Origin of the sequence: Streptomyces sp. NPDC056486, assembly GCF_042795295.1 — a bacterium.
In the GTDB taxonomy this organism is placed as follows: Bacteria; Actinomycetota; Actinomycetes; order Streptomycetales; family Streptomycetaceae; genus Streptomyces.
This window is the reverse complement of record NZ_JBHTSF010000031.1, coordinates 38,463-51,794: the sequence shown is the minus strand read 5'-3', so window position 1 is coordinate 51,794 and position 13,332 is coordinate 38,463. Positions and strand designations below refer to the sequence as shown.

General features: G+C 71.3%; 10 protein-coding genes. 8 read left to right on the top strand and 2 right to left on the bottom strand.

Annotated features, from left to right (window positions below; translation table 11 throughout):
* The first annotated feature begins 241 nt into the window (after positions 1–241).
* The 8 genes from ACFQ7F_RS15435 (at position 242) to ACFQ7F_RS15400 (ending at position 10,525) form a co-directional block, all read left to right on the top strand.
* Positions 242–1,075 carry a M55 family metallopeptidase gene (locus tag ACFQ7F_RS15435; RefSeq protein WP_383270584.1) on the top strand — a complete coding sequence of 278 codons (834 nt, stop codon included), beginning with the start codon at positions 242–244 and terminating at the stop codon, positions 1,073–1,075.
* Complete coding sequence (locus ACFQ7F_RS15430) at positions 1,068–2,420, top strand: M20/M25/M40 family metallo-hydrolase (protein WP_383270582.1); 1,353 nt, start codon at positions 1,068–1,070, stop codon at positions 2,418–2,420. Before ACFQ7F_RS15435 ends, ACFQ7F_RS15430 begins: the two co-directional genes overlap by 8 nt.
* A gap of 36 nt (positions 2,421–2,456) precedes the next feature.
* Positions 2,457–4,442 carry an LpqB family beta-propeller domain-containing protein gene (locus ACFQ7F_RS15425; RefSeq protein WP_383270623.1) on the top strand — a complete coding sequence of 662 codons (1,986 nt, stop codon included), beginning with the start codon at positions 2,457–2,459 and terminating at the stop codon, positions 4,440–4,442.
* On the top strand, positions 4,439–5,374 hold the full coding sequence (locus ACFQ7F_RS15420; protein WP_383270581.1) for an LD-carboxypeptidase: 936 nt from the start codon (positions 4,439–4,441) through the stop codon (positions 5,372–5,374). The genes ACFQ7F_RS15425 and ACFQ7F_RS15420 overlap by 4 nt, the downstream gene beginning before the upstream one ends.
* Before the next feature lie 309 nt (positions 5,375–5,683).
* Positions 5,684–7,417 carry a CocE/NonD family hydrolase gene (locus ACFQ7F_RS15415; protein ID WP_383270621.1) on the top strand — a complete coding sequence of 578 codons (1,734 nt, stop codon included), beginning with the start codon at positions 5,684–5,686 and terminating at the stop codon, positions 7,415–7,417.
* A 175-nt stretch (positions 7,418–7,592) separates the two neighbouring features.
* Positions 7,593–7,838: a hypothetical protein gene (locus ACFQ7F_RS15410; protein WP_383270579.1), complete on the top strand. Its 246-nt coding sequence runs from the start codon at positions 7,593–7,595 to the stop codon at positions 7,836–7,838.
* Between the two features lie 52 nt (positions 7,839–7,890).
* Positions 7,891–8,475: a GNAT family N-acetyltransferase gene (locus ACFQ7F_RS15405; RefSeq protein WP_383270577.1), complete on the top strand. Its 585-nt coding sequence runs from the start codon at positions 7,891–7,893 to the stop codon at positions 8,473–8,475.
* Between the two features lie 70 nt (positions 8,476–8,545).
* Positions 8,546–10,525 carry a DUF5107 domain-containing protein gene (locus tag ACFQ7F_RS15400; protein ID WP_383270575.1) on the top strand — a complete coding sequence of 660 codons (1,980 nt, stop codon included), beginning with the start codon at positions 8,546–8,548 and terminating at the stop codon, positions 10,523–10,525.
* A gap of 68 nt (positions 10,526–10,593) precedes the next feature.
* Here the strand turns inward: ACFQ7F_RS15400 and ACFQ7F_RS15395 are convergent, their stop codons facing one another.
* Positions 10,594–11,889, bottom strand: coding sequence for an amidohydrolase family protein (locus tag ACFQ7F_RS15395; RefSeq protein ID WP_383270573.1), 1,296 nt, complete (start codon positions 11,887–11,889; stop codon positions 10,594–10,596).
* Between the two features lie 25 nt (positions 11,890–11,914).
* Positions 11,915–13,192: an amidohydrolase family protein gene (locus ACFQ7F_RS15390; RefSeq protein ID WP_383270572.1), complete on the bottom strand. Its 1,278-nt coding sequence runs from the start codon at positions 13,190–13,192 to the stop codon at positions 11,915–11,917.
* Between the last annotated feature and the right edge of the window lie 140 nt (positions 13,193–13,332).

The window sequence follows — 13,332 nt, the reverse complement described above, 5'->3', positions numbered from 1 at the left end:
TGCATCCGGGGGATCGGCGGCGGCAACCGATCATCCGTATCCGTAGAAAGGGCTGGTCGCAGGCCGTGTGAGGGAAGTCCAGTGGTCTGGACCACCGATAGATATCCACAGCCCTGGCCGAGTCGGCGGGGCAGCGCGTACGGTTTCGAAGCATGAAGATCCCCGTCACGACCGAACGGTGTCGCAAACTGCTGTCAGCGGCCGGACAGCACGCCGCTGACCTGCGAGGAGACGGACCGTCATGAAAATCCTGATCAGCGCCGACATGGAGGGCGCCACGGGCGTGACCTGGCCGGCCGACGTGCTGCCCGGCACCCCGCAGTGGGAGAGGTGCCGTTCGATGTTCACCTCGGACGTCAACGCCGCCGTGCTCGGCTTCTTCGACGGGGGCGCCGACGAGGTGCTCATCAACGAAGCGCATTGGACCATGCGCAATCTGCTTCTCGAGGATCTTGACGAGCGGGCCGAGATGCTCACCGGGCGGCACAAGTCCCTCTCCATGGTCGAGGGCGTCCAGCACGACGACGTGGACGGCATCGCGTTCATCGGCTATCACGCGGGTGCCGGCATGGAGGGTGTGCTCGCGCACACCTACCTCGCCAACTCCATCACCGGCGTGTGGATCAACGGCGACCGGGCGAGCGAGGGGCTGCTCAACTCCCACGTCGTCGCCGAGTACGGGGTGCCCGTCATCCTCGTCACCGGCGACGACCTGGCCTGCGATGACGCGCTCGGCTATGCGCCCGGCGCCCTGAAGGTCGCCGTCAAGGACCACGTGTCGCGGTACGCGGCGGTCTGCCGCACCCCCCGGCGGACCGCATCGGACATCCGGGCCGCGGCGAAGGAGGCGGCGCCCCTCGCCGTGCGACACGCTCCGGTCGAGGGCGGCCCGTTCACCGTGGAACTGGAATTCGACGCAGAGCATCTGTCCATGGCGTCGACCGTGGTGCCGGGCGTCCGGCGCACCGGGGAGCGGAAGATCGCGTACACCAGCGAAACCATGTACGAGGGCATTCGTACGTTCAAGGCGGTCACGACGATCGCATCGGCGGCGGTGGAGGAACAGTATGGCTGAGGAGCAGCCGGGGCATCAGGCCACCGGACACGTCGACGGGCAAGCGCTCGACGAGGTCGTCCGGTTCACCTCCGACCTCATCCGCATCGACACCACGAACCGGGGCAGCGGCGACTGCCGGGAGCGGCCCGCCGCGGAGTACGCCGCCGAGTGCCTCGCCGGAGCCGGGCTCGAACCACGGCTCCTGGAGCGCACACCGGGACGTACGAACGTCGTCGCGCGCATCGAGGGCACGGACCCCTCGGCCGACGCGCTGCTCGTCCACGGCCACCTGGACGTCGTGCCCGCCGAGGCCGCCGACTGGAGCGTGGACCCGTTCTCCGGGGAGGTCCGCGACGGCGTCGTATGGGGCCGTGGCGCCATCGACATGAAGAACATGGACGCGATGATCCTCTCTGTGGTGCGCGGCTGGGCGCGCACGGGCGTGCGCCCCCGGCGGGACATCGTGATCGCGTTCACCGCCGACGAGGAGGCGAGCGCCGAGGACGGGTCCGGGTTCCTCGCCGATCAGCACGCGCCCCTGTTCGATGGCTGTACGGAAGGCATCAGCGAGTCCGGCGCCTTCACCTTCCACGACGGGCGCGGCAACCAGCTCTACGCCATCGCCGCGGGGGAGCGCGGCACCGGCTGGCTCAAGCTGACCGCGCGCGGCAAGGCGGGCCACGGCTCGAAGGTGAACCCCGACAACGCCGTGAGCAAGCTGGCGGCCGCGATCGCCCGTATCGGGGACCACCGCTGGCCGGTGCGGCTCACGCCGACGGTCCGGGCCGCCCTGAGCGAACTGGCCGCGCTGTACGGGCAGCAGGCGGACCTGGACGCGCCCGGATTCGACGTGGACGCACTCCTGGAGAAGCTCGGCCCGGCCGCGGACCTCGTCGCGCCGACCGTCCGGGGCAGCGCCAACCCGACGATGCTGCAGGCCGGTTACAAGGTCAACGTGATCCCCGGGGAGGCCGCCGCCTACGTGGACGGCCGCTTTCTGCCCGGAGGTGAGGAAGAGTTCGCCGCCACCCTTGACCGGCTCACCGGAGCGGACGTCGACTGGGAGTTCCACCACCGTGAGGTGGCCCTGCAGGCACCGGTCAACTCGTCGACGTACGCGAAGATGCGCGCGGCCGTCGAGGAGTTCGCGCCCGAGGGGCATGTCGTGCCGTACTGCATGTCCGGCGGTACGGACGCCAAGCAGTTCTCGCGACTCGGCATCACCGGCTACGGCTTCTCGCCGCTGAGGACACCGGAGGGCTTCGACTACCAAGCGCTCTTCCACGGAGTCGACGAGCGTGTGCCGGTCGACGCGCTGCACTTCGGCGTCCGCGTCCTCGACCGCTATATGAGAACGGCCTAGGGAACACAACCGACCACGGGGGAAGAGAAGGACATGATGGAGACCCAGGCTTACGGATCATGGCCGTCACCCATCGACGCGGCGCTCGCCGCGGCCCACGACGGGGCCCCGGCCCACGTGGGCTTCGTCGGGGACGAGGCGTGGTGGACCGAGCCGAGGCCCGCCGAAGGCGGCAGGCGTGCCCTGGTGCGGCGGCGTCAGGACGGCGCGGAGGAGTCCGTGCTGCCCGAGCCGTGGAACGTGCGCAGCCGGGTCATGGAGTACGGGGGGCGTTCATGGGCCGGGGCCGATGCGCCGGACGGACCGCTGGTGGTGTTCGCCAACTTCTCGGACCAGCGCCTGTACGCGTACGAGCCCGACGCCCCCGGGGCCGAGCCGCGCGCGCTGACCCCGCTCTCCGACGTGGGCGGCGGCCTGCGGTACATCGATCTGTGCGTGCATCTGGACCGGCGCGAGGTCTGGTGCGTCCTTGAGGAGTTCACCGGCGAGGCGCCCACCGACGTGCGGCGGGTCGCCGTCGCCGTGCCGCTCGACGGCTCGGCGGCCGAGGACCGCGCGGCGATCCGTGAACTCTCCGACGACCGGCACCGGTTCATCACAGGCCCCCGCCTCTCGCCCGACGGCGCCCGCGTGGCGTGGATCGCCTGGGACCACCCCCGGATGCCGTGGGACGGCACGGAACTCCTGGTCGCCGGGGTCCGCGATGACGGCAGCTTCGGCGCGCCACGGGTGTTCGCGGGCGGCCCGGAGGAGTCCGTCGCGCAGGTGGAGTGGGCGCGCGACGGGCGGCTGCTCTACGTGAGCGACCGGACCGGGTGGTGGAACCTCTACCGCGGTGATCCGGCGGACGGCGGGAACGGAGCGGCGATCTGTCCGCGCGAGGAGGAGTTCGGCGGACCCCTGTGGCAGGTCGGCTCCGGCTGGTTCGCGCCCCTGGACAGCGGTCTGATCGCCGTCGTGCACGGCAAGGGCGCCACCGCGCTCGGTGTGCTCGACCCGGAGACCGGCGAAGTCGTCGACGCGGCGGGCCCCTGGACGGAGTGGTCGGCGAGTGTCGCGGTGAACGGCACACGTGCCGTCGGCGTCGCGGCAAGCCCCCGCAGCGCCTGCGAGCTCGTGGAGCTGGACACGAGCACCGGCCGGGCTCGCGTGATAGGCGCCTCGCACGACGACCCGGTGGACGCCGCGTACTACCCCGAGCCGCGCATCCGCACGTTCAGCGGCCCGGCGGGCCGCGAGATCCACGCCCACGTCTACCCCCCGCACCATCCGACCCGCGTCGCCCCCGACGACGAACTCCCGCCGTACGTGGTGTGGGTGCACGGCGGCCCCACCAGCCGCTCCCCGCTCGTACTCGACCTGGAGATCGCCTACTTCACCTCGCGCGGCATCGGCGTCGCCGAGGTCAACTACGGCGGCTCGACGGGCTACGGCCGCGAGTACCGCAACCGCCTGCGCGAGCAGTGGGGCATCGTCGACGTCGAGGACTGCGCGGCCGTCGCCCTCGCCCTGGCCGACGAAGGCACCGCCGACCGCGACCGCCTCGCGATCCGTGGCGGCAGCGCGGGCGGCTGGACCACGGCGGCCTCACTGACCACGACGGACGTGTACGCATGCGGCACCATCATCTATCCGGTCCTCGACCTCACGGAATGGGCGGCGGGCGGAACCCACGACTTCGAGTCCCGGTACCTGGACTCGATGATCGGACCGTTCGACGAGGTGCCGACGCGGTACGTGGAGCGCTCGCCCGCGGAGCACGCCGACCAGGTCAGCGCGCCCTTCCTGCTGCTCCAGGGGCTCGACGACGTGATCTGTCCGCCCGAGCAGGCCGAGAGGTTCGTATCCGAGCTTGAAGGGCGGGACGTGCCGTACGCCTACATCGCCTTCGAGGGCGAGGGGCACGGATTCCGCCGCGCGGACACGCTGATCCGGGCCCTGGAGTCTGAACTCTCCCTGTATGCCCAGGTGTTCGGGCTCGACCTGGCCGGCGAAACCCCCACCCTGGAGCTCTCCAAGTGAACCCCCTGACGCGACCCGCCAGGCTGACCCCCGGCGCACGGATAGCCGTCGTCTCGCCCAGCGGACCCGTCCCGGAGGAGCGGCTCCAGGCGGGCCTCGACATCCTGCGCGGCTGGGACCTGGAACCGGTCGTCGCGCCTCATGCCCTGGAGCGGCACCCGCGCTTCGACTACCTCGCGGGCACGGACGCCGACCGCGCCCGCGACCTCCAGGAGGCGTGGTGCGACCCTTCCGTCTCCGCGGTGATCTGCGCGCGCGGCGGCTACGGCGCACAGCGGATGGTGGAGTCGCTCGACTGGGACGCCATGCGGGCGGCGATGCGGGCGACGGGCCCCAAGATCTTCGTCGGCTACAGCGACATCACCACGCTGCATGAGGCGTTCGCGGCCCGCATGGGCCTTGCGACACTGCACGGCCCGATGGTCGCGGCCCTCGACTTCCTCAAGAACGAACGCGCACAGGAGCACTTGAGGGCCACGCTCTTCGAACCGGAGCAGGTCCAGGTGATCGCCTCGGGCGGGACCGCGCTCGTGCCGGGCCGCGCGCGGGGCGTCACGCTCGGCGGCTGCCTCTCCCTGCTCGCATCGGACACCGGCGCTCCCGGGGTGCGCGCGTCGGCGCGGGGCGGGCTGCTCTTCCTTGAGGACGTCGGTGAGGAGGCCTACCGCCTCGACGGCTATCTCACCCACCTCGCGCGCGTGGGCTGGCTGGAGGGGGTGAGCGGGGTCGCGCTCGGCTCGTGGGTGGACTGCGATCCGTACGACACGGTGCGGGCGCTGCTCCTCGACCGGCTCGGCGGGCTCGGGGTGCCGATCGTCGAGGAGTTCGGGTTCGGGCACTGCGACGGGGCGTTGACGATTCCCTTCGGTGTTGCGGGTGAACTGGACGCGGATGCGGCGACGTTGACGCTGGATGTGCCTGCGCTGGTGTGAGGGGCAGACCCCCACCCCCTGAGGAACACACCCCTGAGGAACGCACCCCTAAGGAACACGCCCCCTGGAGGGACACGCACCCCTCGCTGAATTTCCGTCAATTCCTGGCGAGAACTCCTGTCATGAGCGTTGACCGGCACCTGACACGTGTCACAACATGACCTCGGACCGGTTACTTACCGGTCGGTAGTCGGCTGTCCTCAGCGTGGAGGTCTTGTGCCCCGTCGTACCGCGTCCCGTCGTACCGAGCCCCGTCGTGGTGCCGTCACCCGCACCCGCGCACCGCTCGCCCTCGCCGTCGGTGCCGCACTGGCTGCGCCCCTGGCCCTCGCGGCACCCGCGCCCGCGAGCGCCACCGGCCAATTCACCGTCACGCCGCTGAAGTTCACCGTCGATGCGGGCGGCAGGAACTGCACCGTCGACGCCGACCTCTACCGACCCGCCTCAGTGGACGCCGCGCACCCCGCGCCCGCCGTCCTGACCACCAACGGATTCGGCGGCAGCAAGTCGGACGGTGGGACGGCGGCCACCGGCAAGGCCTTCGCCGAGCGCGGCTATGTCGGACTCGTCTACTCCGGGCTCGGCTTCGGCAAGTCCGGCTGCCTCATCTCCCTCGACGACCCGAAGACCGACGGCAAGGCGGCCTCCGGACTCGTCGACTTCCTCGCGGGCAAGCGCGCCGCCGACGACGGCACGACGATCGACTACGTCACCAAGGACGCGAAGGCAGACCCCCGCGTCGGCATGATCGGCGGTTCGTACGGCGGGGCGATCCAGATGGCGACGGCTGCCGTGGACCGCCGGGTCGACGCCCTCGTACCGATGATCACCTGGAACGACCTGAGCTACTCGCTCGACCCGAACAACGCCTCCGACCGCAGTGTCCCCGGCGCCTCCAAGTGGCAGTGGATGAACGGCTTCTACCTCATCGGCGAGGGACAGCCGCTCCTCGAACCGAGCCTGGATCCCTCCCGCATCAACTCCCTCACCTGCCTGCACTTCGTCACGAAGGCCTGCGAGACGATCCGTACGCTCAACTCGGGCCGCTATCCCGCCGACAAGACCGATGCCCTCCAGGAGTACGCGCGCAGCGTCTCGCCCGTCTCCTACCTGCCGCAGGTCAAGACTCCGACGCTCCTTGTCCAGGGCCAGGTCGACAGCCTCTTCAACCTCAGCGAGGCGCAGGCGACGTACGAGACGCTCAAGGCGCAAGGCACCACGACGAAGATGATCTGGCAGTCCGCGGGCCACAGCGGCGGCCTCACCGACGCGGCGTCCGGCGAACTCAACATGTCCGAGGGCAACCTGGAGACGAGCTACGTAGGCAAGCGCGTCCTGTCGTGGTTCGACCGCTACCTCCGGAAGAACAAGGGCGCGGACACCGGGCCCGCCTTCGCCTACCACCAGGATTGGGTCCCCGCCGACAGCGGACCGAACGGCTCCTACGCCACCGCCGCGAAGGTGCCGTCCCTGAGCCAGAAGCTGTACCTGTCCGGCGACGGCAAGCTGGTCGACAACCGCAAGAAGGTCGCGCGGGGCAGCCGCGAGTACCGGAACTGGCTGATCCCCACGAGCCACTCCGAGAGCTCCCTCGCCGGCATCATCGGGCTGCCCGACCCCGCGCCGCACGACACCAAGGGCACCTACCTCGACTGGACGACCGAGCCGCTGACCGCCCCGGTGGATGTCGTCGGCTCCGCGAAGGCCACCCTCAAGGTCGTCTCGCCCAGGACCGAGAGGGTGCAGAACTCCGGTGACGCGGCCGACAAGCTGGTCCTCTTCGCCAAGCTGTACGACGTCGCGCCCGACGGCAGGAAGACGCTCGTGCACCGGCTCGTGTCGCCGGTGCGCGTCCCGGACGTGACGAAGCCGTTCACCGTGTCGCTGCCGGGGATCGTGCACCGGTACGAGGCGGGGCACAAGTTGCAGTTCGTGGTGGCGGCGAGCGACGACGCGTACGCGGGGAACCGGGGCGTGAAGCCGGTGACCGTCACCAGCGCGCCCGACGACACCGGGGTGCTCCAGCTGCCTGTCGTGCGCTGACTCTCCCGGGGCTCCTCCGGAACTTCTCCGGGGCTTCTCCTCCGGGGCTCTCGCGTGGCTCACCCGTACGGCCCACGCCTCCACCCCGCAGGGGCGTCCACCGCGCGCAATCCCCGTCCAGCTGCCCATGCTGGACGGGGAAGGCCGGTCGAAGCTCCGACGGAAGGGTCCACGTATGAGTCCCAACACCTCCACGGGCGGCTCCAAGGGCAGCTCGGGCGGCGGGGGCGTCATGACGCCCGGCAGGATCGTCGTCGCCGTGATCGCCGTCCTCACCCTGGTCTTCATCTTCGAGAACACCCACCACACCAAGATCAGACTGCTGATCCCCGAGGTCACGATGCCGCTGTGGGTGGCGCTGCTCGGCACCGGCCTGATCGGCGCCCTGTGCGGGGCGTACTTCATCCGGCGGCGCAAGTGAGGGCGCGTAAATGAGGCCGCTGCCCCGCGCGGAGAGCGGCTAGCGTGGCCAGATGCCCGACAGCACCGACAGCACCGACAGCACCGACAGCACCGACAGCACCGCTCACCTCGCCGAGGGACCGCGCGTAGGCATACGCCCCTTCACCCACGCCGACGGCCCCGAGTTCACCATGCGCGCGCGGGAGAGCCGGGAGCTGCACAGTCCCTGGCTCTTCCCGCCCACCACGGACGAGGCGTACGCCGTGTACGCGGGCGCGCTCATCGAGGGCGGCGCCAGGGCCGGATTCCTGGTCTGCGAGCGGGACAGTGGCGCCATCGCCGGGTTCATCAACATCAACAACATCGTCGAGGGCGCCTTCCGGTGCGGTGCGCTGGGATACGGCGCCTTCGCGCACGCGGTCGGCCGGGGCCTGATGAGCGAGGGGCTCGGACTCGTCACGCGGTACGCATTCGACGTACTGGAGCTGCATCGCCTGGAGATCAACGTCCAGCCCCTCAACACCGCGTCGATCGCACTTGCCCGCCGCTGCGGCTACCGCCTGGAGGGCTTCTCGCCGGACTTCCTCCACATCGACGGGGCCTGGCGCGACCACGAGCGGTGGGCGCTGACCGCCACGGATCAGCCGCGCCGCTAGGCCGGGCCGCTCGGCTTTGCGTAATCCTGACCGGGATAGCCCCTGGTCGGGACGGCGTCGACCGTGTTCCATGGTGATCGTGACGACCACCGTGCGACGCGACGTACTGACGCTGCCCGCCGCCCCGTTGGGCCCCGAGAACCCGCTGCCACCGCTGCGGCCGCTGCGCGAAGTGCACACACTGGACGAGCGCGGCAGAGAGGGGCTGCCACGCGACATGGCGCGGCAGCTGGGGTACGAGCCGCTGCGCGGCATCCTGCCCACCCGCGTGCTCGACGGGTACGGACGCGAGCGGACCGACACCACGCTCGACACCCTGGTCATCGAGAACGACCGGCTGCGCGCCACCGTCCTGCCGGGCTTCGGCGGCCGGGTCCACTCCCTCTTCCACAAGCCGACAGGCCGTGAACTCCTCTACCGCAACCCGGTGTTGCAGCCCGCCGCCTTCGCGCTCAACGGCGCCTGGTTCTCCGGCGGCATCGAGTGGAACATCGGCGCCACCGGCCATACGACACTGTCCTGCGCGCCGCTGCACGCCGCACGCGTGACGGCGCCCGACGGCGGCGAGATGCTGCGGCTCTGGGAGTGGGAGCGGCTGCGGGACGTACCGTTCCAGGTGGACCTGTGGCTGCCCGAAGACTCCGACTTCCTCCACGTCGGGGTGCGCATCCGCAACCCGCACGAGAAGGCGGTACCGGTCTACTGGTGGTCCAACATCGCGGTGCCCCAGGAGCGCAGGGTCATCGCCCCGGCCGACGAGGCCTGGCACTTCGGGTACACGGGCGGGCTCCGCAAGGTGCCGGTGCCGGAGACCGACGGGGTGGACCGGACGTACCCGCCGCGCAGCGAGTACGCCGCCGACTACTTCTACGACGTACCGGACAGGGCCCGCCGCTGGATCGCCGCGCTCGACGACGAAGGACACGGCCTCGTCCAGACGTCGACCGACCTGCTTCGCGGCCGCAAGCTCTTCGTGTGGGGCTCCGGCGCGGGCGGGCAGCGCTGGCAGGAGTGGCTGACGGAGCCGGGCACCGGCGGGTACGCGGAGATCCAGGCGGGCCTCGCACGGACGCAGCTGGAGCACGTACGCCTGGACGCCGAGAGTGAGTTCGCGTGGCTGGAGTCGTACGGGCCGCTGTCGGCGGAGCCGGGCCTCGTGCACGGCGACGACTGGCACGCCGCGCGTGAGGAGACTCAGGCGCGACTCGCGGACGCACTGCCGCAGGCGGCGGTGGAGTCGGCGTTCGACGCGTGGCGGCCGTGCGCCGACACCGAGCCGGGCGAGGTGCTCGCCGCCGGCTCCGGATGGGGCGCGCTCGAAGTCCTGCGCGCGAACTACAAGGTGCCGGGCACGCCGTTCGCCGAGTCCACGCTGGGCCCCGAACAGGCGCCGTGGCTTGAGCTTCTGCACTCCGGAGCCGTCCCCGAGCCGCGCCGGGTCGCGCCGCCGGGTCCGACCCCGGTCGCCCCGCACTGGCGGGACATGCTGGAGACGGCGCCCGCGCGGCCGGTCGCCGAGTACCACCTGGGTGTGGCCCAGTGGCACGCGGGCGACCGTGCGCAGGCGGTGCGCAGCTGGGAGCGCGGTCTCGAACTCGCGCCGTCCCGCTGGCCGTTGCTGCGATGCCTCGCGGTCGCCGATCAGGAATCGGACCACATCGAGCGCGCCGCCGACCGATACGCGGAAGCCTTCGACGACCTGTGCCAGGAACGGCGCGACGACGGTGTCCTGTGGACGTCCGTGAGCGCCGCCCTCGGCAGGGAGGCGATAGGCGTCCTGCTCGCGGCAGGACGGCAGCCGGTGGCGCGCGGCGTGTGGGACCGCCTGCACCCGTCCACGCGCGCGGAAGGCCGCTTCCGCCTCGTCGAGGTCCAACTGCTTCTCGCGGAGGGGGAGAAGGGTGCGGCGCGGGCGATATTCGACGAGGGCTTCGAGGTGGCCGACCTGCGCGAGGGCGCCGAGGTGCTCGGTGAACTGTGGCGCGCGGTGAGCGACGAAGAGGTGCCCGCCCGGTACGACTACCGGATGCGGGCCGCTTCGGAGGAGTGAAGGTGCCTGGGGGGGCGGGGCAGCCGCCCCCCCAGGGGTCGGTCACGCCAACTCGCTACGCCGACTCGTTACGCCAACTCGCCGTTCCTGGCCACGACCTTGCCGCCGTGTACCACCATGTCCCGCTGCGGCATGTCCACCAGGACCTGCGGCAGGCACTCCCCGCGTACGAGGATGAAGTCGGCGGGGGCGCCGGGCTTCAGGTCCGCGTGATCGAGGCCCATCACGTCGGCGCCGCCGTGTGCGCCCACGGTGTAGCAGTCGGTCAGTTCGTCGTCGAGGCGGACGTCGGTGACCCAGCCCAGGATGTGCGTGCGGTGCAGCATGTCCGCGTTGCCGAACGGGCTCCACGCGTCGCGCACCCCGTCCGAGCCGAGCCCGACCCGCACGCCGTGCTCGCGCAGCTTCGCGATCGGCAGGACGAGGGACTCGTTCGGCGCGACCGTCGTCAGGGAGATGTCCTGCTCGCCCAAGTCGGCCGCCATCTCGCTCAGTTCGGAGTCGGACAGATTCGGCAGGCAGAAGACGTGGCTGACCGTGACCTTGCCGCGCAGAGAGAGCGCCTTGGTGCGGTCGATGATCGCCCGCAGGACCTCGGTGCCCTTCTCGTCGCGGTCGTGCAGGTGGATGTCCACGCCGACCCCGTGGCGGTCCGCGAGGCCGAAGACGAGGTCGAGCTGCTCGTCCATCGCGTGGTCGAAGCTGATCGGATCGATGCCGCCGACCAGGTCGATCGAGCCGGAGCGAGCCGCCTCCTCCAGGAGCTCCGCCGTGCCGGGGGTCCGGATCACGCCGTGCTGCGGAAAGGCCACGATCTGCACGTCGAGGGCGTCGCGCAGCCGCTCGCGGGCCGCGTTCACGCCCTCGACGCCGGCCAGGTCGTAGGCGGGCGCCACGTCCACATGGGCGCGCATCGCGCGGGTGCCGCGGGTCACGGCGTGCGCCATCAGGCCGTACGCGCGCTCGCCGACGGGCCGCTTCTGGCTCTTGAAGATCTCCACGTCCTGGGCGCAGTAGTCGGCGATGCCGCTCGCCGGCTTCCGCGACACCCAGGAGCTGCCCCACGTCGTCTTGTCCGGATGGATGTGGGCGTCCACGAGCGAGGGCAGGGCGACGCGCCCGCCGCCGTCGATCACCTTGGCGCCCTTGGGTGCCGGTCCGTCCGTGATCCGGCCGTCGACCACCGTGAGGTCCACGGGGGTCTTCGTGCCGAAGGGGCGGACGTCGCGGAACACGACGGCCTTGGGGCGGTGGCCGCCACCACGGGTCGAGGCGGTTGCCGGGGAACCGGCTGACATGGCGGCTCCGGTACCGGCGAACGCGGCGGCGGCGCCGAGCACGCCGCGACGGGAGAGAGGCGTCATAGGAGTCTCCTTCAAGCGGGGGAATTCAGAGCGCGAAGCCCGAACGGACCACGCGTACGGGCTTCTTGAGGGCCGTCACGTCGGACAGCGGATCGCCGTCCACGAGGATCACGTCACCGGCGAAGTCACGCGCGAGGCGGCCCACCGTGCGCTCCAGACCGAGCAGCTTCGCGGCGCCTGTGGTGGCCGTGCGGATCGCGTCGAGCGCGGAGAGCCCCGCCGCGTGCATCAGCTCCACCTCGCGGCCGATGGGCTTGATCTTCCCGCCGGACGAGTCCGTGCCCGCCGCGAGCGGCACGCCCATCTCGTGCGCGGCGAGCACGGCCCGCTTCAGGACCGGCAGGTACTGGCGCCCGCGCTCCGCGAGCACCGGGTCCGAGGACTCGGCGAGCCCGGCGATCGCGGTGAGGGTCGGCGTGAAGTACGTGCCCCTGCGCCGCATCTCGTGCAGCGTGTGCTCGCCGACGAAGGCGCCGTGCTCCAGCGAGCGGATGCCCGCCATGACGGCGTCGTGGCAGCCCTTCTCGCTGTAGCTGTGGCAGAGCACGCCCTTGCCGCCGCGCCGGGCAGCCGCGACCACGGCGGACAGCTGCTCGCGGTCGTACACCTGGGCCAGTGGATCCTGCTCGGGCAGGCCCGCCCGCTCGTTGACCCGGGTCTTGATGACGTCGGCGCCACGGGCGAGGTTGACCTCGACGACGCGGCGCAGCGCCTCGGGCGAGCGCACGCCGTCACGCAGCCTGGCCAACGGGGTCAGCTCCGGGTCGGCGAGGATCGTGTCGCCCAGGTCGGGCGTGACGAAGATTCCGGCGGCGCGAAGGCGGGGCGCCTGCTTGGGTGCCTCGCGAGCCAACTCCCGTACGGCGATGTCCTGGTAGAAGTTGGTCGAGCCGCTGCGGGCGCTGGTCGCGCCGAGCAGCACCGCGTCGCGCGCCTCGGCCGCGGTGTTGAGGTGGATGTGCGCCTCGACGAGGCCCGGCAGGATCCAGCGCCCGTGCGCGTCGAGCACCTCGGCGCCTTCGGGCACCTCGGTCCGGCCGCGCCTGCCCGCCGAGCGGACGACGCCGTTCACGATGACGACCACCGCGTCCTCGGTCACCTCGCCGGTCGCGGGGTCGAGGAGCGTGCCGCCCTCGATGACCAGATCGCCACCGGACGGCCGTCGCCCCTCGCGTGCGGCGGCGTTCGCCTGAGGTGCGGTGGAGGTCAGCACAGCCGTGGTCCCGGCCAGCGCGGCCGCACCCGCGAGGACGCCACGCCGGGTGAGCCGGGAGGAGGGCGGAGGGATGGACTCGACGCACATGGGGCTGCTCCAGGACGGGTTGCGGAGGGAACGCGTCCGCAGTTTGTATACCAAGCTGGAGTAGCCCGCAAGGAGGGGTGAGGGAATGCGCGGGTTTGCGCAGGCCGAAGCTCAGAGTGATGGCGAGGTTCGGGGTTTTT